Below are 25,220 nucleotides of genomic sequence, written 5' to 3' on the forward strand. Positions count from 1 at the left end.
GAGGAGCCGGCCGCGGAGCGGGGCCCGTGATCCTCTGTCAGCTCCGGCGTGACCTGGTCGCCGCCGTGCCGTCGGTGGCCCTGGCACCGCCCCGGCCCCGGGTCCTGGAGTTGCTGCCGCCGGGGGCGCCCCGGCGGCCGCAGGTCCACCGGCGGGTGACCGAGATCCGGGACGCGATCCCGGCGCTGCGGGACTACGGGCCGCCCCGGCGGGGCCTGCACGGCTGCCGGACCGCCGCCTCCCGCGCGGTGCACGCGGCGGCGGTGTCGGCCTGGCTCCGGGCCGCGTGCCGGGCCAAGCGGTGCGGCCGTCCGCCGCTGTGGTCGGCGACCTTCGCCGTGGCCGGCGCGCACGACCTGGCCGGCGAGACGGCGTTCCTGGTGGTGGCCGCCCGGCCGGGCGGCACGAGCGCGCGGTGACGCCCGGCCGCTGCCGCCCGGCGGCCTCACTCCACGGCTGAGGACACCGACGCGGACGGGGTCCCGTCGGGCGCCGTGCGGCCGTCCGCCCGGCCGGAGAGCCAGGCGAGGCCGGCCGCCGACACGGCGAAGGCCGCCGCGGCCGGCAGCAGGTACCCGGCGGAGCCGAAGGCCTTCAGGCCGATCGCCCCGAGGACGCCGGCCAGCGAGACCGCCAGGTACAGCACGGCCGCGTTGAGCGAGACGACGAGGGACTCGGAGCCCGCCGGGGCGAGCGCGATGATCCGCTGCTGCTGCGGCGCGGTCAGCGACCAGGAGGCCACCCCGCAGAACGCCACCGCCACCAGCGCGGCCGTGAACGAGTCCCGGCCCTCCAGCATCGCCAGGAACACGGCCGCGAGCCCCAGACTCGCGGTGATCACCACCCGGCGCGGCCCGTACCGGTCGGCGAGGTGCCCGGCCATCAGGTTCCCGGCGGTGCCGGCCACCCCGAAGACCAGCAGCAGCAGCGCCACCCGCGCGCTGTGTCCCTCGACGGCCGGCGCGAAGACGGAGCTGATGTACGTGTAGGGGAGGTAGACGCCGATGAAGGCCAGCAGGGTGCAGGCGAGCACGCCCGCCACCCGCCGGTCGGTGAGCGGGGACAGGCGCCGGCGCAGTCCGGCCGCGGTGCCGAGCCTGATCTCGGGCAGCCGCAGCGCGATCACGGCGGCGACCGGGACGGCCAGGGCGGTGACGAACCACATCGTCGCCCGCCAGCCGATCGCGTTGCCGATGGCGGTGCCCAGCGGAGCGCCGAGGGCGAGCGAGGCGGTCAGGCCCACGGTCACGATGGCGATCGCCCGGCCGCGGTGGCGCTCACCGGCGAGTGCCGCCGCCGTCGCGCCCGCGTTCGGGGTGAACATCGCCGCACCGGCCGCCGCGACCACCCGGGAGGCCAGCACCAGCCCGTAGCCGGGGGCGACCGCCGTCACCACGTTGCCCACCCCGAACACGAGCAGCGCCGTGACCAGCACGGTGCGCCGTGACCAGGTGCTGGTGAGCGCCGCCAGGACCGGGGAGAGCACCGCGTACGCGATGGCGAAGACACTGACCAGCTGGCCCGCCGCGGCGACGTCGACGTGCAGGGAGCCGGCGATGTCGGGGAGCAGGCCCGCGATGACGAAGGCGTCGGTGCCCACGGCGAAGGTGCCGAGGGCCAGGAGCATCGCGGGGGGACCCCAGGGGACGGCCGGGGACCCGTCGGCGGCGGCGGTCATGGGGCGACTCCTGGTTCGATGATCGGCGTCTGTTACGACCGGCATCGTAACAACGGTGGCTTTCCGGCTGGCGCCGGCAGAGCGGCCGACCGACGGTTTTCGGCCGAATGCCCATCGGCGAAGGCCTGTTGAAGCCCTCACCGGCCTCCGGCCGCACCGGGACGCGGTTCCCCGGCGGCGACCGGAAAACCTCACAAGGGTCAATGCCCATCGGAAAGGTCGACTACTATCGGATGACCGAAGGGCCCCCGACCGAGCGGCCCGGACGCGGGTATCGTCGGCACCGGTACACGGCCGCACGGCCGTACCGACGAGCAGGGTGGAGCGGATGCAAGCGATCGAGGAGACCTGGCTGCCACAGCCCGACCTTGCGGCGGTGGACATCGGCACCGTGCTCCAGGCGCTGGCCGATCCGGTGCGCCTGCAGATCCTCCGGGCGCTCGACGCCTCCGCCGAGGAGTCGTGCACGTCGCTGGACCTGCCCGTCAAGCGCTCGACCGTCTCGCACCACCTGCGCACCCTGCGCGAGGCCGGGGTCGTGGCGACCAGGCTGGTCGGCAACAGCCGGCTCAGCCGGCTGCGCCGGGACGACCTCGAAGCCCGCTTCCCCGGACTCCTGACCTCGATCCTCACGGCCGCCCCCGCGGCCGTCCCGACCGGGTGACCCGGCGGGCCCGGTGATCCGGACCGCCCCGCTGCCCCGCCATCGCGTCCACCCAACCGCCCGACCGGCGAGAAGGAGCACAGCATGGGCCGCTACGCCCACCTGGCGTACACCGACGAGGTGCGCCGGGTCCAGCGGGAACAGGGAAGCGAGTTGTCGGCCGTCCGCCAGCTCGCGCACGGCGACGAGCCCGAGGAGCTGACGGACGCCGAGGCCGGCTTCATCCACTCCCGCGACGGGTTCTACCTGGCCAGCGTCAGCGAGACCGGCTGGCCGTACGTCCAGTTCCGCGGCGGCCCGCCCGGCTTCGCCCAGGTCGTCGACGAGCGGACGATCGCCTTCGCCGAGGTGCGCGGCAACCGCCAGTACATCAGCACCGGCAACATCCGCGCGGACGGCCGGGTGGCACTGTTCTTCATGGACTACGCCCGCCAGGCCCGGCTGAAGCTCTTCGGCCGGGCTTCGGTGCAGGACTTGGAGAAGAACCCGGAGCTCGACCGGCGCCTGCTCGCCACCCGGACCGGGGGACGCGTGGAACGCCTGATGACCATCCACGTCGAGGGCTTCAACTGGAACTGCCCCCAGCACATCACCCCGCGCTTCTCCGAGGCCGAACTCCGGCCCCACCTCGACCAGTTGCAGGACCGGATGGCCGCGTTGGAGGAGGAGAACCGCGTGCTGCGGACCCGATTGGAGCAGCAGGCCGGGTAGCCGCCGCCCCGGAAGGCACCGCAGAGCCGGCCGGCACCGCTTCAGGCCGCCTGGAAGTCGGCCGTCCGCTCCCGATGGCTCCCGATGGCCCCCGGGAGGACCGTCCGAGGTATGGGCCCGGCGCACACCCCGGCTCGGCGGAACACGGCTGACCCTTCCGGTTCCACGCGGTCGCCGTACCAGGACAACGCCGCCCGGCTCGGCCGGTACTCGTGCGGCACGGGTGCCCTGCCGATGCGCTGTCGAGAACCTCCCCAAGGAACCGACCACCGGGCTACCGGATCTCGCCCTCGTCGCCGCCCGCGCCTACTGATCGACGCGGCCGGGCAGGCGGCACGATGTCGCCCGCCCGGCCGAGCGCAGGCCCTCCACCCGATCAGCCCTGGTGCGGGCCGGCCGCGTGGTCACCCACCAACGCAGCGAGCGGCCTCCCGTACGAACCCGGCCAGGGCGTCCGCCAGCTCGGCCTTCCCCTTGAGCCGCCCCTGCGGACGTCCAGCGCCACCCACGTTGTGCCCCGACCGCGGCCAAGCCCGGGGCGCCACGCCCCGTGGGGCGGATCGTGCTGCGCGGACCCGGTCGGCGACGGCGAGGATGAAGATAACGAGGAGGGAACACTTGGCCGCCCGCGGCCGCTCGGGCCGCCGCCGGGCAGCACCGGCGAGGCACCATGGGCGGCCCACCGAGTCACCCGCCGAACCCGCCGAACCCGCCGAACCCGCAGGAAACGCCATGCCCGCACCGCCCGTCCTCGCCGCCGCGCTCGCGCTCTCGGCTCTCGCCGTACTCGCCGGCTGTGCCGGTGCCGCCGGCCCGACAGCGGGACCGGGTCCGGTCTCGGCTCCCCCGGGCTCCGTCGCCGCGTCGGTGCCTCCTGGTACCACGACGAGCGCCGCCGCAGCCGGCTCCGCCGCGACCGCCCCTTCCGCGCCGGCGGCCACCGGCTCTCCGGGTACGGCCGCCCCCGCCTCGCCGTCCGCTCCCGCCGCCACCCTCGGGCGTACCGAGACCGCCTCCCTGGCCATCCCCTCGATCGGCTTGGCGGGGCTGCGGGTGGTCCCCTACCAGGGCACCACGGACGACGGGCCCGGCACCCGGATCCAGAACGGCGGGGTGGCCGCCAGCCCGTACGGCGAGCAGGGCGGCGTCGGTCCGGGCGAGGTGGGCAACTACCTGGTCACGGCACACCGCCTCTCGGCCGGGGGCCCGCTGCGGAAGCTCCCCGCGGTGCGCGAGGGCGATGCCGTGCTGGTCACGGTGGGCGGCGTCGAGTACGAGTACGTGATCACGGGCACCAGAAGCACGTCGTTCCGATCCGCTCAGTCCCTGGCCGAGCAGCGGGCGGCCGTCCCGGGGCGGCCGGGCGAACGGGCGGTCCAGGCGATGATCACGCTCTCGACCTGCGCCACGCCCGAGGACGACGCCACGGGCGAACGGTGGCGGGACGCGCAGGGCAACCCCGAGCACCGGATCGACAAGATCGGCGTCCTGCGCGCCAGCCGCCCGGCCGCCTGAGCCTCGACCCGGAACTGGAACCGGAACCGGAACCGGAAATCCTTCGGCCCCGGATGGTGGGAGACCCTCACTTCGAGGGGTTGGGAGCGCAGGATTTCCCGTTGCCCGCGATCTGGGACCCGCCACCCGGGAGAACCAGCGGACCGGAGCCGAGCGGCTGAGTACCGGATCCGGCATGGCAGGCTTGTGGGCCATGAGTGAGCGCGATGCGGGCGGGACGGACGGGCGGGTGCCGCTGCTGGTCGTGGACGCCGCCAATGTGGTGGGCTCGGTGCCCGACGGCTGGTGGCGGGATCGCCGGGGCGCGGCCGAGCGGCTGCGCGACTCGCTGGTCACTGTCGCGCAGCACGGACCGGCGGACCGTGCCGGGACGCCTCCCCCGTCGGAGGCCGGCCCGGTCGAGGTGGTCCTGGTCGTGGAGGGCGCCGCTCGTGGGGTGGCGCCGGTGCCGGGGGTGCGGGTCGTCGCCGCGCCCGGGTCCGGCGACGACCGGATCGTCGCGCTGGTCGAGGAGGAGCTGACCGCCCGGCCGGGGCGGGACTGCCGGGTCGTCACCGCCGACCGCGGCCTGCGCGCCCGCGTCCTCGCGCTCGGCGCCGGGGTGCTCGGTCCGCGCACGGTGTGGCCGGCCCGCCCGGCCCGCCCGGAGAACTGAGCGGTCGGCCCGCCCCGACGCCGGACGAGGCGCCGATCGCGACACCCGGACACTGGTGTGGCCCGGCCTCGGAAGGCCGGGCCACAGCAGTCCCGTGCTACCGGTCGGGGCCGGGCCCGCACGGGCAGGGACGGGTCAGTGCTGCCAGACCCGCACGTAGTCGACCTGCATGTCGGCCGGCGTCGCCGACGGGCCGCCGCCCGACCAGACCGCGTTGTTCAGGATCAGGTACTGCGGCGAGGAGCTGATGCCGGTGGTGATCTGGCCGACCTGCTTCCCGTCGTAGTAGTAGGTCACCGCCCCCGGCTTCCACTCGGCGCCGTAGGTGTGCCAGCCGGTGTAGTTGCCGGTGGCGCAGCCGCCCGGGCCTCCGGACGGCGAGTGGTAGTGGTAGCAGGCCTGGCCGCCCAGGCCCTCCATGATGTCCATCTCACCGTCGGCCGGCCAGTTGTGACCGTCGGCCCAGAACGCGGGCCAGTTGGCGACCTGCGAGCCGTCGGCCGGCAGGTAGATCCGCGCCTCGAAGGCACCGTAGGTGAACTCGGCCTTGCCGTTGGAGGACAGCATGCCGGAGCGGTACGGGTAGGTCTTGCCGTTGACCGTGGTCGGCTGCTGGGCGATGTTCAGGTGCAGCGAGCCGCCGCTGACGGTGGACTGCGACGGGGCGTAGGCCGCCAGCTCGATGTCGGGGTTGACCGGCTGCGTGGTGCAGGTCTGGCAGCCGAACCAGTTGGGCGTCCACTTGGCACTGTCGACGGCACTGCCGTTGAACTCGTCCGCGAACACCGGGCGCCAGCTGCCCGCGATACCCAGCGGGCCGCCGCCCGGGGTGGTGACGGTGGGCGACGCGGTCGGCGTCGGCTTGGCGGTGGCCGTGGGCGACACCGTCGGCGTGGCGGTCGCGGAAGGCGTGGCCGTGGGCGTGGTCGGGGTCGGCGCGGGCGTCGGGGTCACCGTGCCGCCGCTCGACGTGAAGGTGCGGACCGGCGTCAGGTTGTGCCAGCCGTCCGAGGCCTTGTAGGCCACGAAGTAGGTGTACGAGCCGGTCGGGAACGTCCGGCTCTTGGGCGTGACGGTGGTCTGCGCGGTGCCCAGCGTGGCGGCGGCGGCCCCGGGGAAGTCGTAGTTGGCGCCGTTCGCCGAGCGCACCGCGATGGTGAGGCTCTGCAGCTTGATCCGCTTGCTCGCGTGCACCTTGGCGGTCGCGGTCACGGCCGCGTTCGCCGTGGGCGAGGCCGGCGCGATGTCGAGCGAGTCGACGACGACCGGGCTGGTGGCCGCCTCGGACTGGGCCGCCCAGGTCACGGTGCCGGTGGTCACGGCCGCGGCCGCGAGTCCCGCGATGGTCACCCGCTTCCAGGTGGCGGGCTCGGCCCGGCGGTGTCGGGCATCGGTTCGCAGGGTTGTCATTGCTGTGGGCTACCTTTCCTGCCCCCCTCAAGACACGTGGGCTCCGTCCGCGGCAGGAGCGGAGGAGAGCCCGTCGAGGGGGGAGCCTGTGCGAACCGGCGCGTCCCGCGCAACCTGCGGACCGTCAGCTCGGACCGTGCCCGCCGGTCGGGTGGCGGACTGTCCGCAGGCAAAGCACCAGGTCAGGCCAGGTATCGGGGTCGCTGCGGGGAGCTCGTGTGAGGCGCAGCACAGGTGACCGGGGCCACACCGGACGTCCGCTCAGCCGGACCACCCGTCCGGACAGCGGCACCCCCGCACGGTCGGGCCCGGCGGGGAGGCGGCTGCCGCACCCGACGGCAGCGGACCACCCCGGGCCGGGACCGCCCCCGGCCGCCACCCCGGCGGGGCGGGGCGGGGACGGGCCAGGGGCGGGTCAGGGCCGGTCGCCGAGGCGCAGGTGCCCGGCGATCTGGCGACGGCCGCCGGTCAGGGCCTCGACCAGGACGGCGAGCGTGGCCAGCAGGGCGAGCGCCGCCGCCGGGAGGAGGAGCGGCCCGGCCGTGGGGTGCAGGCCGGCCGGCACCGGGGCCCCGACCAGGGTGGACAGGTCGACGGCCGGCCCCAGCACCAGCACCGCCGCCAGCGCGGCCAGCGCGCCACCGGCCGCCGCCACCAGGGTGTGCGGCAGCGTCTCGGCGATGACCAGCGCCAGGCCCTGAGGGGAGCGCAGGCCCATGGTGCGCAGCCGGGCGAGGAGGGCGGCGCGGTCGGGGGCGGCGCGCAGCAGGGTGAGCAGGACGGCGAGCAGGGTGAGCGCGCCGGCGGCGGTGAGCGCGTGGCGGAAGAGGCGGCCGGCGGCGTGCTGGAGGGGGTCGTCGGCCAGGTCGGCGGTGACGGCGGCGCTGGTGCGGGTGACGTAGCCGCTGCGCAGCCCGTCCGGGTCGTTGCCGATCACGGCGGCGGAGGCGGTCGGCCCGGGCGGATCCGAGGCGCCCGGGTCGACGAGGTTCGAGGACGGCAGCGCGTGGACCAGGCGTGCCAGGGCCGGCTCGTCGATCCGGCCGACGGCCAACCAGTCGGTGGCGCGGGCGAGTTCCGGCAGGACGGCGGCGGCGGGGGTGGGCAGGACGACGAACGGCCGGGTGGCGCCGGGCAGCGCGGGGGTGGCGTCGAGCGTACCGGCGTGGACGGTGAGGACCTCGCCGCCGCTGGGCAGCCGCAACCGGTGACCGCCGGGGCCGAGGTGGCGGGCGAGGTCGGCACTGAACAGGGCGGGGACGGTGGGTGTCCCGGCGTCCGGCCCGGCAGGCGCGGGAGGGGTGACGGCCAGGGCCGCCGGGTCGAACACGCCCGCCCCGACGGTGCGGGCGATCCGCGCGTAGGCCTGCGGTTCGGCCACGACCAGGGTGACCTGGGTGGCGCCGGGGTCGACGCCCGCGCGGGCTCCCGGGACGGCTTCGAGCAGGAAGGCCTCGCTCTCCAGCCGGACGGCGGTGGCGGCCGAGACCCCCGGCAGGGAGCCGGCGGCCGCGACGAAGCCGGGCGGCAGGGTGAGACCGGCCGGCGCCGCCACGGAGGCGTCCGCGCCGACGATCAGCCGCGCGGCCCGCTCCCGGGCCAGGCCGACACCCTCCAGCACACTCGCGCCGAACCCGGCGGTGGTGACGGCGAGCACCAGCGCGAGCAGCGGCAGGGCGGAGGGACGCGACCGGCCGCCGGTGCCCCGGGCGGCCCGGGCCAGGCCCAGGAAGGCCACCGTGCCGGTGGAACGGGCCGCCGCGCGGGCCAGGGCGCCGGCGAGGACGGGCAGCAGCCGCGCCAGCAGCAGTGCCGCGCCGAGGGCGATCAGCAGCGGCGCCCCGACCAGCAGCAGGTCGGGGCCCGCGCCCGGCGGTGCGACGCCGCGCCGCCGCACCCCCTCCACCGCGACCACCGTCAGGGCGAGCACGGCGAGTTCGACGATGAGCCGGCCGCGCCGTCGCCCCGCCGGCCCCGATCGGACCGGCGGCAGGGCGGCCCGTACCGGGACGGCGAGCCACGCGAACGCGGTGGCGACCAGCGCGGCCGTCACCGCCGCCGTCCAGCGGGGAGTGGGCCGGAGCCACAGCGCCAGCGCCGTGGCCGCCACCGCGGCGGGCAGCACCGTCACCGCGCCCTCGCCGCACAACCGCGCCAGGACACCCCGGCCGGAGCCGCCCCGGGCACGCAGCAACCGCAGTTCCGCGCCGCGTCGTTCGACGGTGAGCGCGGTGGCCAGGGCCAGCACCACCCCCACGATGCCGGCGACGGCCGCCGGCCCGATCAGCGCCAGTGGGGCGACGGCGGCCTGACGTGCCACCGCCCGGTCGAGATGGCCCGGCAGCCGGGACGTCGTCGCCAGGTCCGGGCGCCCGGTGGCCGCGAGCAGCCCGGTCATGGTCGGCCCCGTCAGGAACGCCGCGACATCGTGCCGGACCCCCGCCAGCCGGTCCGCGCGCAGCACGCCGGTGTCCAGCGGCAGGCGCCAGAAGTCGCTCGCCCGGTACCCCCAGGTCCTGAGGGCACCCAGATCGTCTCCCCCGACCACGGCGGCGGTGTGCCAGTACCGGACGGTCGGGTCGTCGGGCGAGCGCTCCAGACAGGCCCGGTCCATGCAGGGCAGACCGGCCCAGAACGGATCGGCGGTGTCGGTGACGGTGTAGAGGCCGGTCACCCGCACCTGTCGCGCGGGCACCGAATCGTCCGCCAGGACATCGCCCACCCGCATCCCGATCGTCTCCGCCGCGCCCCGGGCCACCGCGATCGGGATCGGATCGCCGTCGGTCGCGCCGGACGGCCAGCTGCCCGCCACCAGGGTGGTGCGCTCGGCGAGCCCGTGCAGGTACAGCAGCTGCAGCGTGGGAGAGGAGATCCCGTCCGGCCGGTCCAGGCCCGGCGTGGTCAACGCGCGGCGCAGCAGGCCCCGGGCGCCGAACACCGGTCCCGACGGTGCCACCGGGAAGTCCGCCCCCGCCCGGGCCACCAGCTCACCCGCCACCGCCTCCAGGTCCGCCGCGCGCTCCCCCGCACCGGCGGCGGCGGTACTGAGCAGACTCGTCTCCAACGGCCCCCGGTCGTGCAGGAAGTCCCGCAACGCCGCGTCCGCGCCACGGTCCAGGGCCCTCGGGAACGCCGCCGCCAGGAACACCAGGACGAAGGCGAGCCCGGCGGTGAGCAGCGCCGCCCAGGGACCGGTACGCAGTCTGGTCCGCACCCACCGCGCGGGCCGGAGGTGCCCCGTGGGCACCGGGCCGGTCGGGCGGCGGCCGCCGACGACCGCCGCGCACGCCCGGCGGACCGAGCGGACGAAGCAGGCCAGGCGGGTGCGGGTGGTCATATCGTCCTCCGTCGGGTGGGACGGCGGTCATCGACGTTCCGTCACGGGATAGCCGCCGATGCTGTCAGAGGAACCCCCCGGGACGGAAGAGACCGGTACGAAGCACGGACCGAAAGGGCAGCCCCCGCCAGCCACCCGGGCAACCGGCCGCCCGTACCCCGCGCACCCGGGCACCGGCGCGGGCCTGTTGCCGAACCGGCAACAGAAGTGGCATCGCCGCGGCGTGGTCGGCGACGGTGGACACGTGACCGACGACATCGCAACAGACGTACCCGTGGCCGACGCCGCCGGGCCCGCGGACGACTACCTCGGAGACCCCGCGGCGCGCGCGGAGTGGGACGGCCGCTACGCCGAGCGGCAGCGGTTGTGGAGCGGCCGGCCCAACGGCGCGCTGGTGGCCGAGGTCGCCGGGCTCACCCCGGGGCGGGTGCTCGACGTCGGCTGCGGCGAGGGCGCGGACGCCCTCTGGCTCGCCGGCGCGGGCTGGGACGTGACCGCGCTCGACGTCTCGGGCGTCGCGCTGGAGCGGGCGGCCGGGCACGCCCGCGCCACCGGACGCACGGTTCGCTGGGTGCACGCGGGCCTGGCGGAGGCGGTACTCCCGCCGGCGTCCTTCGATCTGGTCTCCGCGCAGTACCCGGCGTTGCCGCGCACTCCCGACGCCGCGGCCGAACGGGCCCTGCTCGCCGCCGTCGCGCCCGGCGGCGTACTGCTGCTCGTGCACCACGCGGGGATGGAGACCCGGCGGACGCACGACAGCGGCTTCGACCCGGCCGACTACGTCTGGCCCTCGATGGTCGCCGCGCTGCTCGACGACGACTGGGAGATCGAGGTGGACGAGCAGCGGACCCGGGTGGCACCCGACGGTGGCGCCGGCGCGCACCACACCGACGACCTGGTGCTCCGCGCACGCCGGCTGCGCTGACGCGCCCCACCCCGGCGGACAACCTGTCGGGTCGTCCGCCGGCCCGGTCGGCATCGGCGGGGCCGGCGGACCACCCCTGACTACCCCTCAGCCCGGTCGGCATCGGCGGGGCCGTGGGTCATCAAGTCCCCCGGCTGGCACCGGAGGACCTCGCAGATTCTCGACAGGGTCGAGAAGCGGATGGCCTTGGCCCGGTCGTTCTTGAGCACGGACAGGTTGACGACGGTGATGCCCACCTGGGCGGACAGCTCGGTCAGGGTCATGCCGCGCTCGGCGAGCAGACGGTCGAGGTGGACGCGGATCCCGTGGTGTTCCTCTTCCGGCATCAGATGGTCCCTTCGAGGTCCTCTCGCATGCGCACGCCCTCTCGCATGACCCTCCCCATGGTCACCGCGGCGAGCCCGGCGAGGACGAGCACCAGGGGCCCGGAGAGCGTCGGCCCGGAACCCACGATCGGCGCCATGCTCCCGACGAGCCAGGACTGCGACCAGCCCGTGACGAGGGCGGTCAACAGCGTACCCGCGGTGACCGACCAGCCGAGCACGGAAAGCTGTCGCGCCACCGGCTCGGTGAACGGCCCCTGCCGCAGGGCAGTGGTCAGCAGCCGGGAGAAGAGCAGCAGCGCGAGGGCGCCGAACAGCAGCCAGGGCAGTTCGCTCCCGAGGTCGGCGGCACGCTGCGCCGCCGAGGGCCCGCCCTGGCACAGGCGGGTGGCGCCGGCGGTCGCCGTCACACCGTCGCCGATCGGCAGTCCGTTCGCCAGGGCGGCATTGGCCCAGAAGCCCGTCCGCACGCAGACCGCCCCGTCGTCGATCATGCGCGCGGCCGCCGTGCCGACGAAGGCGAGCCCGCAGAGTACCGCCAGGGCAAAGGTCGCCGAGGCCAGCGTCCTGGTGAGTCGCGTGTTCACAACAGTCCTCCCCATCGATTTTCGATATGCCCCAAGGTATCGGGGCATATCGATATTCGACAAGTCCGGTACGGGCCGCCGGGGCGGGTCACGGGTGGGAGGACGGCACGGCGGGCTGCCGGGAGCAGGTGGCAGGAGGCCGCCGAGCCGCTCGTGCCACGGCATCGGCGGGGCAGGAGACCGGTTCCGGTCGATCGGAACACGGTGGAGGAACCCGGCGGATCGCCGCCGCCCACGCGAACGCCCGGCCGGGAGTTCCCGGCCGGGCGTTCGCGTGCACTGTCCGTGGCCCCGTCGGCTCGCCGCGCGGTGCGACGGCCCCGGTGGGCCGGGGGTCAGAACCGGGTACTGACCGTGACGCCGCTGAAGTCGGTCACGGCGTACAGGCTGAGGTAGCGGTAACCGGCGGTGGGGTTGGTGATGGTGAGGGACTGGGTGGTGCCGGTGCCGGTGGAGGAGGCCGTGAAGGCGCTCGGCGAGGCCCAGGTGCCCGGGTTGTAGTACAGGTGCGCGGTGCCGGTGCCGCCGGAGGTGGCGATCGTCAGCGTGCTGGTGCCGGCCGGCAGGTAGACGTACAGGTAGGCGGAGTTGCCGGCGGTCGCGGCGAGGCCGGTCCGCGAGCAGTTCTGCCCCATCGCGTCGGTGCGCGGCTCGGTGCAGGTCGGCAGGGCGACGGGGGCCGCGGTCACGGTGACCGAGGCCGGGGTGGTGGCGGTCCGGCCGGTGCTGTCGGTCGTGGTCAGGGCGACGGTGTAGGTGCCCGAGGCCGCGTAGGTGTGGCTCGCGTTGCGGTCGTCCGAGGAGGTGCCGTCGCCGAAGCTCCAGTGCCAGGAGGTGATCTGGCCCGGACCGGTCTGCACGGACCGCTCGGTCGTACTGACGGTCGCGCCGTTCACCGACGTGTCGAACAGGGCGGTCGGGCCGGCGGCGTAGCAGGCGCCGGCGGCGCAGGCGGTGAGCCAGGCGTCGAAGTCGGCGTCGTAGGAGGTGCCGAGGTTGTTGTAGACCGCGTAGCCACCGGTGTAGTCACCGACCCGGAAGCGGGCCAGCATGGCCTGGACATCGGCCGGGTGCTTCTCCAGCATGTACCGGACGGCCAGGTAGCCCCACGGGTAGACGCGGGTCGAGTCCGAGTTGCCGTAGGTGTTCTGGAAGATGGTGCTGAGCTTGTAGGTGTGCAGGGCGGCCTGGGCCATCGCGTCGGTGTCGGTGGTGGCGCGGTAGCTGTAGGACATGTACTCGGCGAGGCCCTCGACCCACCAGATGTCCGGGACGGACATCTGCTGGGTGAAGGTGCCCTTCATGTCGTAGATGCCGTCGAGGTAGTGGGTGTACTCGTGGTTGAGGTTCCACACCCGGGCGGGGTCGCTGTTGTTCCAGGCCTTCTGGTACATCACGTTCGCGGCCCGGTTGTTGGGGTCGGTCGCGTTCATGACGGTCTGGCCGCCGTTGTCGGTCGAGTTGCCGAAGATCGCCCACGAGTAGGTGGTGTAGTCGGCCTTGTTGGCGAATATCCCGGCGGTGACGGTCTTGTTGTACTGGTTCGGGACCGGCCCGTTGTCCTTGACCAGGTTGTGGAAGAACGCGTCCTCGTTGCGCAGGCTCGCGCAGACGGTGGCCAGTTCGGCGGCCGACAGGGCCTGGGCCTGGATGGTGCGGTTGTCGCAGACCAGCTGGTTCGGCAGGACCACCGCGGTGAGCTTGGCGGGCAGGTCGCAGATGCCGTAGTACGAGCACTGGCTGTTGTCGTAGACGTTGGCCTGGTAGGCCGTGTACACGTACAGCGGCGCGGCGGCCGTGAGCAGCGGCGCGGCGTCGAGCACCCGCTTCACCTGCGGCTTGGCCGCGGCCTCGACGGCGGGGCCGCTGCCGGCCATCCGGGCCAGGTCGTTGCCGGCGTTGGTGTCGAGGACGGCGTTGGGCCCGCCGAGCAGGTCCTTGTGGTTGATCGCGAAGTTGGCGAGGGACGTGACGAGGCTCGGGTCGGCGCCGAGCGCGTTGACGAAGTTCGGGTTGGTGTTGCCCCGCCAGAGCGGGAACCTCAGCACCGAGTTGACCGCGTTGACCATCTGCGGGAACGCGTTGTACGAGTTGTTGTAGTCGTCCAGCACCCGCTTGTAGACGCCCAGGTAGTCGGCCTGGATGTTGGCGCTGTCGGTGAGCGTCAGCACCTCCTTCAGCACGCCGCCGTTGGTGTCGGTGACGTCGTGCCAGCGGGCGGCAGCGAAGAACGCGTCCAGGCCGGCCTTGACGGCGACGGTGAGCTCGCTGGTGTACGGGCCCGCCGCGTCCGGGTAGTAGGACTGGATGTAGTAGCCCACCCGCAGGTAGAGCACCAGTTGCAGGATGCCGGTCGAGTTGTCACCGGTGTAGGTGGCCGCGAGGTCCTTGAAGGCGGCCGCGACGGGCAGCATCCGGGCCTGCTGGAAGATGCTCGGGTCGGCGCTGCCGCTGTTGAACAGCGCGGTCACGCAGTCCGTGGTCGAGCCCTTGAGGAACGCGACCAGGTCGGCACCGGTGTGGCCGGCGAAGTCGGCCGGGGTGCAGCTCTGCGCGGCGGCCGCCGCGGCGGCGCCCGACTGGGCCCGCGCCGCCGCGGACTTGGGCTGGACGGGGGCGCCCTGCGCGGCCGTGGCGGCCGGCTCGCCCATCAGGGTCTCGCTGAGCAGCGCCGGGGGCAGCGGGGCGGCGGGCGCGGCGAGGTTCTCGGTGCCCGTCGTCGCGCCGGCGGCGGCCGGGCCCGCCGGCTTCCCGGCCGCGGCGGCGATGGCGGCCGCGGTCACGGCCGGGGTGGTCGCGGTCGGGGTGGCCGGGGCCGAAGCGGTCGCGGCCGCTCCGGCGGTGACGGCCGCGGGTGCCGCGAAGGCCTGGGCCGGCAGCACGGTGGTGGCCGTGGCGCAACAGGCGACGACGCCGGCTGCGAGCGTGGAGAGGCGTATGCGCAGGTGCACGCTGAGTCCTTCTTCGAGTGGGGGCAGCCTGACGTGGGGTCAAGCTGAAGGAAGGAGATTGGCGTGGATCCTGTCACCGAACGCAGGTGAGAACAATGTCACAGGTCATATGGCATGAAGCTTTCAGCCATTTCACCGCCCACAACCCGCCACTCGCCCGCTGACCTGCGACGACGGTGGCCCTGACGGCCCCGGCGCACGGGCGCCGGGGCCGCCGTTCCGCCACGAGCCGGGCGGCCACCCGCACCCCCGGAGGCCGACGGGCCGCCCGGAGTGGCCGATCTGCGACCCCGGTCCGGGAAGCCGCCGGCCCCGGCCGGGGTCGCCGTGTCGGCGGCCTCGGCCGGGGCCGGCGGCGGGGAGCTGCGCCCCGCCCGGTCAGCGCTTGCGCCAGATCGCCCAGCCCTGCGCCCTGTTCACCTTCGCGACGTACCACTCGGCGGGGTGCTCCGGCCAGTACCCGTCCGCGGCCCGGCCCTCCGGGGCCGGCGGGGTGACCAGGACGGTCGCCTCCGCGGGGACGGGCTGCCAGCGCGGGTCCCGGTACCAGACCCGGCCCTGGTAGACCTCGAAGGCCTGGGCGTTGCGCAGGCCGCCGTCCACGTCCCAGGCGAACACCACGTTGTCCGTGGACTTGACCCCGGAGGCCTTGGTGAAGCCGGTCGCGAGGGGCTTGCGGTAGTTCGCGTGCGGGTGGCTGACCTGCTCGGCGATGGTGGCGGTGGCGAACCCGGCGAACAGCGCGAGCGAGAGGCCGACCGCCCAGACCACCCGGCGTCCGCCGGCGACCAGGAGCAGGACCACCGCACCCAGGATGACGAACGCGGCGGCGGACGAGCGCATGATGTTCAGCCGCGTCCAGTCGGCGGCCAGGAAGGTGACGTCCGGCAGGGCCCAGCCGATGAACAGCTTGGTGGTGAGCGCCGAACCGGCGGACCAGACCACGATCTTGCCGAGGAGCAGGGTGAGCGCGACGGTGGCGGCGACGGCGTAGCCGAGGCCCCGGCGGCGGGACCGGCAGAGGACGGCGGCGCCGACCGCGAAGGCCGCCGGGACCAGGAGCGAGAGGTAGCGGGCGTAGACCCAGTCGTCGATCCGGCCGTCGTCCGGCAGCGCGGCGGCGGAGGCGAGCGCGGTGCCGACGAGCAGCGCCACCAGCACGCCGCCGACGATCCGGTGCGGGCGCGGGAAGCGGCCGCTGAACAGCGCGAACAGGCAGCCGACGACGGCCAGGCCGCCGACGCCCCAGGTGGAGACGATGAAGTACCAGATCTGGCCGGCCGTCCGGGTCAGCGTCATCCCGGTCTTGTCGGGGTCGGTGAGGCCCTCCCACAGGAACCCTCCGACATCGCTCGGCTCGACGGTGAACTGCGCTTCGAGCCACCAGGCCAACGCCTTGGCCCCCGCCGCGCCGACGCCGAGCGTGCCGAGGCCGATCAGTGCGGTGCGCCACTCGGCCCGGCGCAGCACCAGGACACCGAGGAGGAGCAGACCGGTGAGGGCGACCACGACGCCGCCCCGGTCGTGCGTGGCCATCGAGTACGCGGCGGTCGCGCCGGCGCCGGCCGCGTACCAGGAGCGCCGCCCGACCGGGCCGTCACCGAGCCAGCCGTGCAGGCAGAGCAGCCAGGCCAGGACCAGCACCGGCAGAACGGCGTCCGACATGACGAACTCGGAGTAGAAGATCACCGGCGGCAGCAGGGCGGTGACACCGGCGAAGACGTAGGCCGGCAGCCGGCGCAGGCCCAGGCGACGCAACGCCAGCTGGGCCAGCGGGAAGACCAGCGCGTTCAGCAGCGCGTTGATCACCATGATCAGGTGGTAGGCGGTGACCGGGTCGCCGGCGATCCGGAAGGCCGGGGAGATCAGCAGCGGGTACCCGCCCGGGATCACCACGCCGACCGGCATCTCCGTGCTCGACCGGCCGGCCAGCACCCGGGCCAGGACGAGGTAGGAGTCCTCGTCCGGGTGCACCGAGGGGAAGCTCAGGTGGCGGACGAGCACCAGGCGGAAGAGGACCTCGGCCGCGTACCCGGCCAGCAGCAGCACCGGCCAGAACCAGCGCCGGCCGCGGGCCCGCTCGAACCGCGCTGCCGCCAGGCCCAGCAGGCCCGACGGGCCGGTGGCGGGGGCGGCGGGCTCGGCGGATTCCCCGGCGCCGGCGGGGCGCTCTTCGAGAACGGCAGGCCGCGGCAGGGTCGACTGTCGCAGGGAGCGTTGTGTCATGCAGCTACATATATCGGCTACCTGCATATGATGTCCACATGAGTACGCAGCGAGGGGTTCGGGCGGAGCCCTCGGAACGGCCGTCCGCGCGGAGGGGCCGGTCGCCGCTTCCGGGCGGCCTGCGGGCCCGGGACCGGGACCGGGCCCCGTCGCACCGGCGACGACCTGGCGCCACCCCTCGGATTGAAAACCCGGGAACCGGACAGACGCTGGGTGACCTCCGCATCGGCGGTAGGCCGCAGACATCACGGGGGAGCGAAAAACGGAGGTCGTCGTGATCGTCCTCGGAGTCATCCTTCTCGTCATCGGATTCGTCACCGGTGTTTCCGTCCTGTGGACCATCGGCCTCGTCCTGGCCCTCATCGGGCTCGTCCTGTGGATCCTCGGCGCGGTCGGCCACGAGGTCGGCGGCCGCCGCCACTACTGGTAGACCCGGGGCACCGACACCCCCGACCGGCGTCGAGGCGCCGGTCAGCCCTCGCCCGGACGCGGCCCGCCCGCCCCGGACGGGCCGGCCATCGCCCACCGGATCGCGCTCGTGACGGCGCCCGCGCCCAGCCGCGCCGCCGGCCCCTCGACGACCGGGAGGTACGGCAGCCGCAGCTCCCGCCGGGCCCATCCGGGCAGCAGGGCGACCGCCCCGGCGGCGAGCAGGCCGTACGGCGGGCGGACGACCCAGGGCAGCGGCGGCCGCAGGAGGATGAACCGGGCCGCGTCGAGAGCGGGCGCGGTGCCACGCAGTTCGGGGCGGTACCGCTCGATGACCGACGCGAGCTGCCGCTGGTCGCGCGGCGGGTCGACGACACCGAGCGCGGCGGCCACGACGGCGGCGTCGGCCACGTATCCGTCGTAGGCCTCGTCGTCCAACGGCCGCTCACCGTAGGCCCGGTGGGCCCGGAGAAAGCTGTCGACCTCGGCGGCGTGGACCCAGCCGAGCAGGTGCGGGTCGGCGGCCCGGTACGCCTCCCCCGACGCACTGGTCCCGCTGACCCGCTCGTGCGCCGCCCGGACCCGGTCGGCCGCCCGTCGCGCGTCGGCGGCGGTCCCGAAGGTGGTCACCGCGAGGAAGGTGCTGGTGCGCTGCAGCCGGCCCCACGGGTCACCCCGGTAGCCGGAATGCGCCTCGACCGCGGCCATCGCCAGCGGGTGCAGCGACTGCAGCAGAAGCGCCCGCAGACCTCCGACGAACATCGAGGCGTCCCCGTGGACGACGCGGATGGGCCGCTCCGGACCGAACCAGCGGGGGCCGGGCGTGTCGTGGATCCGGCTGCGGGCCGCGGGGCCCCGCGGCCCGGCCACCCGCGCGAACAGCTCCGCCCCGAGACGCCGCCGAAGCGCGGCGAGACCGGGGAGGGCGGAGCTGCCGTCGGTCACACCTGCCACTGTAGATCCGCGCCGCACCTCCGTGCCCGCGCCGACGGCACCCCCGGCCGGCCCGCCGCGTCAGCTCCGCGGCAGGTCGATCTCGGCCCAGACCGCCTTGCCGGGGCGGTCGGCCCGCGGCAGGTGTCCCCACCGGCTGGCGAGCAGCGCGACGGTGTGCAGGCCGTGGCCGCCGATCCGGGTGGGCACGTGCGGCACCTGCGGGCGCGGCGGTGCGTCGGACCGGTCCAGCACCTCGATCCGCAGGGTCAGGGCGGTCGCGGACAGCACCAGTTGATCCGGTCCGCCGGCGTGCCGGCAGGCGTTGGTGGCGAGTTCGGAGACGATCAGGAGGACGTCGTCGGCCCGGGCCCGCTGATCGGGGTCGGCGGTGGGCAGCCAGCCCCAGTCCTCCAGAGCGGTCCGGGCCTGGTCGCGACAGCGTCCGGGCACGCCCGTGACACCGTCCAGGACCAGCCTCCGGGTCTGGCCGGTGGCGGGCACCCCGGGCATCACCGACCGGCTCGTGGTCCGGTACTCACTGGCGCTCATCTGTCCTCATTCCCCGACGACGGACCGGGCCGGGCGGCGGCCGGCCGTTGCCTACTCGTGTGCCCGCCGGCGCGCGGGGGACACCGGTGACGCGCGGCGTGTCGCGGCCGCCCGGGAACGGCGGGCGGCCGGTCCTCGGGCCGCCGCCCGGGGGGCCGCGGCGTCATCCGGCCAGCGCCGAGCCGAGGTCCGCGCGGATGTCGAACACGGCCCGCGCCCCGGTGACCTCGAACATCCTGGCGACCGGGGGCCGCAGCCCGGCGAGGACGAGCGCGAGGTCTGCGCGTTCCGCTTCGGCGCGGGTGGTGAGCAGCAGATTGAGGCCGGTGGAGTCGCAGAACGCCAGGCCGTGGCAGTCGACGACCACCCGGTCGTCCGCCTGTCCGATCGCCTCACGGAGCCGCGCGCGCAGGAGCGCCGCGCTGTCGTGGTCCAGCTCGCCGACGGGCGAGACGACGACCGTGCCGCCCTCGGCCCGCAGACCGACCCGCAGTCGCACGGCGCCCGGCCCTTCGCCGGGATGGCGGGGGGCCGGGGTCGGTTCGGGGACGCTGTCGGGCATCGCTCTCCCTCCTCCTTCGTCGAGCGGGGCCGCGGGTGGATCGGTACGACGATACGGCGGCACCCGGGCGCACGGTACGCCGCAGGGCAGGGGCAGTCGAGCAACCCGCCGGATTGTGCGGGCAAGGTGAAGATGATGGGGCCCTCTGGCGAAGACAGGCCTGTTCGGGCCGAGGCGGGGCAGGTGAGTCGCGTCGTGCCCGAACAAGTGATCACCAGCAGAGGAGAGAGCATGCCGACCGTCGTGTCCAGCCCTTCGACCACTGCCCGCACCAGCGCCGCGGCCGCCGCACCCCGTCCGGTCGTGATCGGCGACGAGTTCTCCTGCCCGGCCGACTTCGTCCGGGTGGCAGCCGAGCTGGGGATCACGGCGGAGCAGCCGGCACAGGTGTGCCCGGCGGACGCGCGCGCGTTGTCCAAGGTCCTGTTCGCCCGCCTGCGCGCGGCGGAGGAGGGCACCGCCGAGTACTCCTACGTGCGCGGCACCCTGGTCGAACTGAACATGGCGCTGGTGAAGTTCGCGGCGAACCGGTTCAGCCACCGCAAGGAACCGGTCGAGGACATCATCCAGGTCGCCACGATCGGCCTGATCAAGGCCATCGACCGCTTCGACCCGTCGTTCGAGGTCGAGTTCTCCTCGTTCGCGCTGCCGACCATCCGCGGCGAGATCAAGCGGTTCTTCCGCGACACCGGCTGGATGGTGCACGTCCCCCGCCGGCTGCAGGAGCTGCGTCTGACGCTGGCCAAGACCAGTGACGCGATGGAGCAACTGCTGGACCGCGCCCCCACCCCCGGCGAGCTGGCCGCGCACCTGGACCTGACCGAGGACGAGGTGCGCGAGGGCCTGCTCGCCTCCCAGGCGCAGAGCGCCGGATCGCTCGACGCCCCGGTGCCCGGCAGCGACCGGACGGACGGCGGTGACGCGCTGGGCGACCGGGTCGCCCAGGAGGAGGACGCCTTCGAGACCGTGCTCTGCCTGGAGACCCTCAAGCCGCTCATCGCCGCCCTGCCGGAGCGCGACCGCACCATCCTCTCGCTGCGCTTCGGCGCCGAGCTGACCCAGGGCGAGATCGGCCGCCGGCTCGGCGTCTCGCAGATGCACGTGTCCCGGCTGCTCACCCGGATCCTGGCCGGCCTGCGCGCCGAACTCCTGGCCGACGCCTGAGCCCACCGCTGCCGGGCCCGTCCGACCGCGGCACCCGGGCGCGCCCGCGGTCGGCGGGGTACGACCGACCGCCCCGCGCGAGCGGCCTCCGGCCGGGACGGACGGGACGGCCCGGGGCGTGTTCGGCCCGGCGCAAGGGCGTTCGCCCCCGACGGAGCGGGTGCGGTAGCGTCCCTGACGGTACGGACGGGTGCCCGGCACGGCTGTGCGGCACGGCCCTCGGGCGGGTGCGGAGCCGGGGCGGGCGTTGACTGTGGCGGGCCGACGGCCCGGCGCCCTACGAGGAAGCGACGTCCCGATGGCCGGCACGGCGAAGCCCCTGGCACAACGCACGACGAGCGGCACCGCGCAGGTCGGTGAACCGGACCTGCGGCGCCTGCTGGCCGGGCTGACCGCCGTACGCGACGGCGACTTCGGCACCCGGCTGCCCGACGACGCCGACGGCCTGCTCGGTGAGATCGCCACCGTGTTCAACGGCATGGTCGACCAGCTCTCCCTCTTCACCTCCGAGGTGACCCGGGTCGCCCGTGAGGTCGGCACCGAGGGCCGGCTCGGCGGCCAGGCCGAGGTACCGGGCGTGTCCGGGACGTGGAAGGACCTCACCGACTCGGTCAACGCGATGGCCGGCAACCTCACGACCCAGGTCCGCGACATCGCCCAGGTGGCCACCGCCGTCGCCAAGGGCGACCTCTCCCAGACCATCACCGTCGACGCCCGGGGCGAGATCCTGGAGCTCAAGAACACCGTCAACACGATGGTCGACCAGCTGAGCGCCTTCGCCGGTGAGGTCACCCGGGTCGCCCGCGAGGTCGGCACCGACGGACGGCTCGGCGGCCAGGCCGACGTCAAGGGCGTCTCCGGCACCTGGCGCGACCTCACCGACTCGGTCAACTTCATGGCGGGCAACCTCACCGCCCAGGTCCGCTCGATCGCCCAGGTGGCCACCGCGGTCGCCAAGGGCGACCTCTCCCAGACCATCACCGTCGACGCCCGGGGCGAGATCCTGGAGCTCAAGGAGACCATCAACACGATGGTCGACCAGCTCTCCGCCTTCGCCGACGAGGTCACCCGGGTCGCCCGCGAGGTCGGCACCGACGGACGGCTCGGCGGCCAGGCCGAGGTCCGGGACGTCTCCGGCACCTGGAAGGACCTCACCGACTCGGTCAACTCCATGGCCGACAACCTCACCGCCCAGGTCCGCTCGATCGCCGAGGTGACCACCGCCGTCGCCAAGGGCGACCTCTCGCAGAAGATCCGGGTGGACGCCCGGGGCGAGATCCTGGAGCTCAAGGAGACCATCAACACGATGGTCGACCAGCTCTCCGCCTTCGCCGACGAGGTCACCCGGGTGGCCCGCGAGGTCGGCACCGAGGGCAACCTCGGCGGGCAGGCCACCGTCCGCGGCGCCTCCGGCACCTGGAAGGACCTCACCGACAACGTCAACGTGATGGCCTCCAACCTCACCGGCCAGGTCCGCTCGATCGCCCAGGTGGCCACCGCCGTCGCCAAGGGCGACCTCTCGCAGCAGATCAACGTGGAGGCCAAGGGCGAGGTCGCCGCGCTGGCCGGCGTCATCAACACGATGGTCGACACGCTCTCCGCCTTCGCGGACGAGGTGACCCGGGTGGCCCGCGAGGTCGGCACCGAGGGCACGCTCGGCGGGCAGGCGCGGGTCCCGAACGTGGCCGGCACCTGGAAGGACCTCACCGACAACGTCAACTTCATGGCGCACAACCTCACCAGCCAGGTCCGCAACATCGCCCAGGTCACCACCGCCGTCGCCAAGGGCGACCTCACCCGCAAGATCGACGTGGACGCGCGCGGCGAGATCCTGGAGCTCAAGACCACCATCAACACGATGGTCGACCAGCTGAGCGCCTTCGCCGCCGAGGTGACCCGGGTGGCGCGCGAGGTCGGCAGCGAGGGGCGGCTCGGCGGCCAGGCCGAGGTCGAGGGCGTCTCCGGCACCTGGAAGCGGCTCACCGAGAACGTCAACGAGCTGGCCGGCAACCTCACCCGCCAGGTCCGCGCGATCGCGGAGGTCACCAGCGCCGTCGCGGAGGGCGACCTGACCCGCTCGATCACCGTGGACGCCTCCGGTGAGGTCGCCGATCTCAAGGACAACATCAACTTCATGGTGGAGTCCCTGCGCGAGACCACCCGGGCCAACGAGGAGCAGGACTGGCTCAAGTCCAACCTCGCCCGGTTCTCCGCCCTGATGCAGGGCCGCCGCGACCTCCCCGTCGTCGCCGAACTGATCATGGACGAGATCACCCCGCTCGTCTCCGCCCAGTACGGCGCCTTCTACCTCGCCGAGGACACCGGCGGCGCCACCTTCCTCACCCTGATCGGCTCCTACGCCTTCCCGGCCGGCGCGACGCCGACCCGCTTCAGGCTCGGCGAGTCCTTCGTCGGCCAGGCGGCCCGCAGCCGGCGCACCATCGCCGTCGACCGGCTGCCGGCCGGCTACGTGAGCGTCTCCTCGGGCCTGGGCCGGGCCGAGCCGACCTCGCTGATCGTGCTGCCGATCGTGGTCGAGGACCAGGTGCTGGGCGTCATCGAACTCGCCGCCCTCCAGGACTTCACGCCGGTGCACCGGGCCTTCCTCGACCAGTTGATGGAGACCATCGGCGCCAACGTGAACACCATCGTCGCCAACGCCCGCACCGACGAGCTGCTCGGCGAGTCCCAGCGGCTCACCTCCGAGTTGCAGGTCCGCTCCGCGGAACTCCAGGCCCGCCAGGAGGAACTGCAGTCCTCCAACGCCGAACTGGAGGACAAGGCGGCCCTGCTGGCCGCCCAGAACCGGGACATCGAGACCAAGAACCTGGAGATCGAGCAGGCCCGCCAGGAGCTGGAGGACCGCGCGCACCAGCTGTCGCTGGCCTCCACCTACAAGTCGGAGTTCCTGGCCAACATGAGCCACGAGCTGCGCACCCCGCTCAACAGCCTGCTCATCCTCGCCCAGCTCCTCGCCCAGAACCCCACCCGCAACCTGACCGCCAAGCAGGTCGAGTACGCGGGCATCATCCACTCCGCCGGTTCCGACCTGCTGCAGCTGATCAACGACATCCTCGACCTGTCCAAGGTCGAGGCCGGGAAGATGGACGTCGCCCCGGAGCGCATCCCGCTGCGTCGGCTGCTCGACTACGTCGAGGCCACCTTCCGGCCGCTGACCGGCCAGAAGAGCCTGGCCTTCCAGGTCACCACCGCCGACGGCGTGCCCGCCGAACTGCTCACCGACGACTACCGGCTGCGGCAGGTCCTGCGGAACCTGCTGTCCAACGCGGTGAAGTTCACCGAACGGGGCAGCGTCGACCTGCGCATCGAGGTCGCGGACGGCGCGCAGGTGCCGGAGGTCGCGCGCCGCGACGACGGTCCGGTCATCGCCTTCCACGTCCTGGACACCGGCATCGGGATCGATCCCCAGCACCTGGAGAGCGTCTTCGGCGCGTTCCAGCAGGCCGACGGCACCACCAGCCGCAAGTACGGCGGCACCGGCCTGGGACTGTCCATCAGCCGGGAGATCGCCTTCCTCCTCGGCGGCGCCATCACGGCCCGGAGCACCCCCGGTCGTGGCAGTACCTTCTCGCTCTACCTGCCCGCAGCCCGGGCGGAGTTCGTCGAGCTGAGCGGGCAGTGCCCCCGGGAGGCCCTGGAACCCGGACCGGCCGAGTCGGCCCGGCCCGGCCCGGAGGACCGGACGGGGCAGCCCGGCACGCCGGAGGCCGGCCGGCCCAAGCGGCTGCTGGTCATCGAGGAGCGCCAACGCGGCCTGCTGTCCCTCGTCGCGGAGAGCGCCGTCGCCGACCTGACCGGGCACACCGACCTCGGCGGACCGCGCGGCGCGGTCGAGGTCATCACCACGGTCGGCGCCCAGGAGGCGGCGGAGACGCTCGCCGCGACGCCGTGCCACTGCGTGGTCCTCGAACTCGATCTGCCGAACGGCGCGGCGCTGGCCTTCCTGGAGGCCATGGCCCGGGACGCCGCCCTGCACAACGTGCCCGTCCTGGCCCACAACAACCGGCGGCTCGGCGCCGAGCAGGAACGGCTCCTGCAGCAGCGCGCCGCCGCACAACCGCTGGAACTCCTCTCCAGTCTCGACGAGTTGCGCGAGCGCATCGCCCTGCACCTGAGCGCGGACCAGCCCGGCGACGTACTGCCGCTGGTCCGCGCCGAGGACACCGCCACCCCGCCCGCCCAGCCCGTCGACGGCTCGCTCGCGGGCCGCACCGTCCTCGTCGTCGACGACGACGACCGCAACCTGTACGCGCTCACCGGGATCCTCGAACTGCACGGCATCCAGGTCCTGCAGGCCGAGAACGGACGCGCCGCGATCGAGACCCTCACCCGCAACGCCGGTGTCGACCTGATCCTGATGGACGTCATGATGCCGGAGATGGACGGCTACGCCGCCACCACCGCCATCCGTGCCATGCCCGCGTACGCCGACCTGCCGATCATCGCCGTCACCGCGAAGGCGATGATGGGCGACCGGGAGAAGAGTCTCGCCTCCGGCGCCAGCGACTACGTCACCAAGCCGGTCGACGCGGAGGACCTCGTCACCCGCATCGAACGGTGGCTGCGGCCGTAGCGCG

General features: G+C 74.2%; 19 protein-coding genes. 9 read left to right on the forward strand and 10 right to left on the reverse strand.

Annotated features, from left to right (window positions below; all coding sequences use genetic code 11):
* The first annotated feature begins 26 nt into the window (after window positions 1-26).
* Window positions 27-419 carry a DUF6545 domain-containing protein gene (locus ACIQTO_RS11060; RefSeq protein ID WP_402385932.1) on the forward strand — a complete coding sequence of 131 codons (393 nt, stop codon included), beginning with the start codon at window positions 27-29 and terminating at the stop codon, window positions 417-419.
* 26 nt (window positions 420-445) lie between these two features.
* Here the strand turns inward: ACIQTO_RS11060 and ACIQTO_RS11065 are convergent, their stop codons facing one another.
* Window positions 446-1,678, reverse strand: a complete 1,233-nt coding sequence (locus tag ACIQTO_RS11065; RefSeq protein ID WP_402385935.1) for an MFS transporter — start codon at window positions 1,676-1,678, stop codon at window positions 446-448.
* A gap of 328 nt (window positions 1,679-2,006) precedes the next feature.
* On the opposite strand from ACIQTO_RS11065, the gene ACIQTO_RS11070 reads away from it, so the two are divergent.
* The 4 genes from ACIQTO_RS11070 (at window position 2,007) to ACIQTO_RS11085 (ending at window position 5,223) form a co-directional block, all read left to right on the forward strand.
* Complete coding sequence (locus ACIQTO_RS11070; RefSeq protein ID WP_402385938.1) at window positions 2,007-2,342, forward strand: ArsR/SmtB family transcription factor; 336 nt, start codon at window positions 2,007-2,009, stop codon at window positions 2,340-2,342.
* An 84-nt stretch (window positions 2,343-2,426) separates the two neighbouring features.
* Complete coding sequence (locus tag ACIQTO_RS11075; protein WP_402385941.1) at window positions 2,427-3,053, forward strand: pyridoxamine 5'-phosphate oxidase family protein; 627 nt, start codon at window positions 2,427-2,429, stop codon at window positions 3,051-3,053.
* Window positions 3,054-3,785: 732 nt separating this feature from the next.
* A complete protein-coding gene (locus ACIQTO_RS11080) occupies window positions 3,786-4,568 on the forward strand; it encodes a class E sortase (protein WP_402385944.1) in 783 nt (260 codons plus the stop codon).
* A 193-nt stretch (window positions 4,569-4,761) separates the two neighbouring features.
* Window positions 4,762-5,223 (forward strand): NTP pyrophosphohydrolase, encoded by a 462-nt coding sequence (locus tag ACIQTO_RS11085; RefSeq protein ID WP_402385947.1) that lies wholly within the window; start codon window positions 4,762-4,764, stop codon window positions 5,221-5,223.
* Between the two features lie 135 nt (window positions 5,224-5,358).
* On the opposite strand, the gene ACIQTO_RS11090 is transcribed toward ACIQTO_RS11085, so the two are convergent.
* Entirely contained in the window at window positions 5,359-6,633 is a 1,275-nt protein-coding gene (locus ACIQTO_RS11090; protein WP_402385950.1) for a family 16 glycosylhydrolase, read from the reverse strand.
* A gap of 415 nt (window positions 6,634-7,048) precedes the next feature.
* The gene (locus tag ACIQTO_RS11095; RefSeq protein WP_402385952.1) at window positions 7,049-9,970 is read right to left on the reverse strand and encodes a hypothetical protein; all 2,922 of its coding nucleotides are present in this window, start codon (window positions 9,968-9,970) and stop codon (window positions 7,049-7,051) included.
* Window positions 9,971-10,214: 244 nt separating this feature from the next.
* Between ACIQTO_RS11095 and ACIQTO_RS11100 the strand changes: the two genes are divergently transcribed.
* Complete coding sequence (locus tag ACIQTO_RS11100; protein WP_402385954.1) at window positions 10,215-10,895, forward strand: class I SAM-dependent methyltransferase; 681 nt, start codon at window positions 10,215-10,217, stop codon at window positions 10,893-10,895.
* 80 nt (window positions 10,896-10,975) lie between these two features.
* Here ACIQTO_RS11100 and ACIQTO_RS11105 read toward each other — a convergent pair whose 3' ends face one another.
* The 4 genes from ACIQTO_RS11105 to ACIQTO_RS11120 form a co-directional block, all read right to left on the reverse strand.
* Complete coding sequence (locus tag ACIQTO_RS11105) at window positions 10,976-11,221, reverse strand: helix-turn-helix domain-containing protein (RefSeq protein ID WP_402385956.1); 246 nt, start codon at window positions 11,219-11,221, stop codon at window positions 10,976-10,978.
* The gene (locus tag ACIQTO_RS11110; RefSeq protein ID WP_402385958.1) at window positions 11,221-11,805 is read right to left on the reverse strand and encodes a DUF2975 domain-containing protein; all 585 of its coding nucleotides are present in this window, start codon (window positions 11,803-11,805) and stop codon (window positions 11,221-11,223) included. Before ACIQTO_RS11110 ends, ACIQTO_RS11105 begins: the two co-directional genes overlap by 1 nt.
* Before the next feature lie 335 nt (window positions 11,806-12,140).
* On the reverse strand, window positions 12,141-14,756 hold the full coding sequence (locus ACIQTO_RS11115; protein ID WP_402385961.1) for a collagenase: 2,616 nt from the start codon (window positions 14,754-14,756) through the stop codon (window positions 12,141-12,143).
* 378 nt (window positions 14,757-15,134) lie between these two features.
* Window positions 15,135-16,982 (reverse strand): hypothetical protein, encoded by a 1,848-nt coding sequence (locus tag ACIQTO_RS11120; protein ID WP_402385964.1) that lies wholly within the window; start codon window positions 16,980-16,982, stop codon window positions 15,135-15,137.
* Between the two features lie 274 nt (window positions 16,983-17,256).
* Here ACIQTO_RS11120 and ACIQTO_RS11125 point away from each other — a divergent pair, with 274 nt between their 5' ends.
* Window positions 17,257-17,412 carry a DUF6131 family protein gene (locus ACIQTO_RS11125; protein ID WP_402385967.1) on the forward strand — a complete coding sequence of 52 codons (156 nt, stop codon included), beginning with the start codon at window positions 17,257-17,259 and terminating at the stop codon, window positions 17,410-17,412.
* Window positions 17,413-17,453: 41 nt separating this feature from the next.
* Here the strand turns inward: ACIQTO_RS11125 and ACIQTO_RS11130 are convergent, their stop codons facing one another.
* The 3 genes from ACIQTO_RS11130 to ACIQTO_RS11140 form a co-directional block, all read right to left on the reverse strand.
* The gene (locus ACIQTO_RS11130; RefSeq protein ID WP_402385970.1) at window positions 17,454-18,356 is read right to left on the reverse strand and encodes an oxygenase MpaB family protein; all 903 of its coding nucleotides are present in this window, start codon (window positions 18,354-18,356) and stop codon (window positions 17,454-17,456) included.
* Between the two features lie 69 nt (window positions 18,357-18,425).
* Window positions 18,426-18,896, reverse strand: coding sequence for an ATP-binding protein (locus ACIQTO_RS11135; protein ID WP_402385972.1), 471 nt, complete (start codon window positions 18,894-18,896; stop codon window positions 18,426-18,428).
* A gap of 163 nt (window positions 18,897-19,059) precedes the next feature.
* Window positions 19,060-19,458: an STAS domain-containing protein gene (locus tag ACIQTO_RS11140; RefSeq protein ID WP_402385975.1), complete on the reverse strand. Its 399-nt coding sequence runs from the start codon at window positions 19,456-19,458 to the stop codon at window positions 19,060-19,062.
* A gap of 231 nt (window positions 19,459-19,689) precedes the next feature.
* Here ACIQTO_RS11140 and ACIQTO_RS11145 point away from each other — a divergent pair, with 231 nt between their 5' ends.
* Both ACIQTO_RS11145 and ACIQTO_RS11150 read left to right on the forward strand, forming a co-directional pair.
* Entirely contained in the window at window positions 19,690-20,622 is a 933-nt protein-coding gene (locus ACIQTO_RS11145) for a SigB/SigF/SigG family RNA polymerase sigma factor (protein WP_402385977.1), read from the forward strand.
* 298 nt (window positions 20,623-20,920) lie between these two features.
* The gene (locus ACIQTO_RS11150) at window positions 20,921-25,216 is read left to right on the forward strand and encodes a HAMP domain-containing protein (RefSeq protein ID WP_402385980.1); all 4,296 of its coding nucleotides are present in this window, start codon (window positions 20,921-20,923) and stop codon (window positions 25,214-25,216) included.
* Window positions 25,217-25,220: the final 4 nt, after the last annotated feature.

It is taken from the genome of Kitasatospora sp. NPDC091207, assembly GCF_044768625.1.
Classification (GTDB): Bacteria; Actinomycetota; Actinomycetes; order Streptomycetales; family Streptomycetaceae; genus Kitasatospora.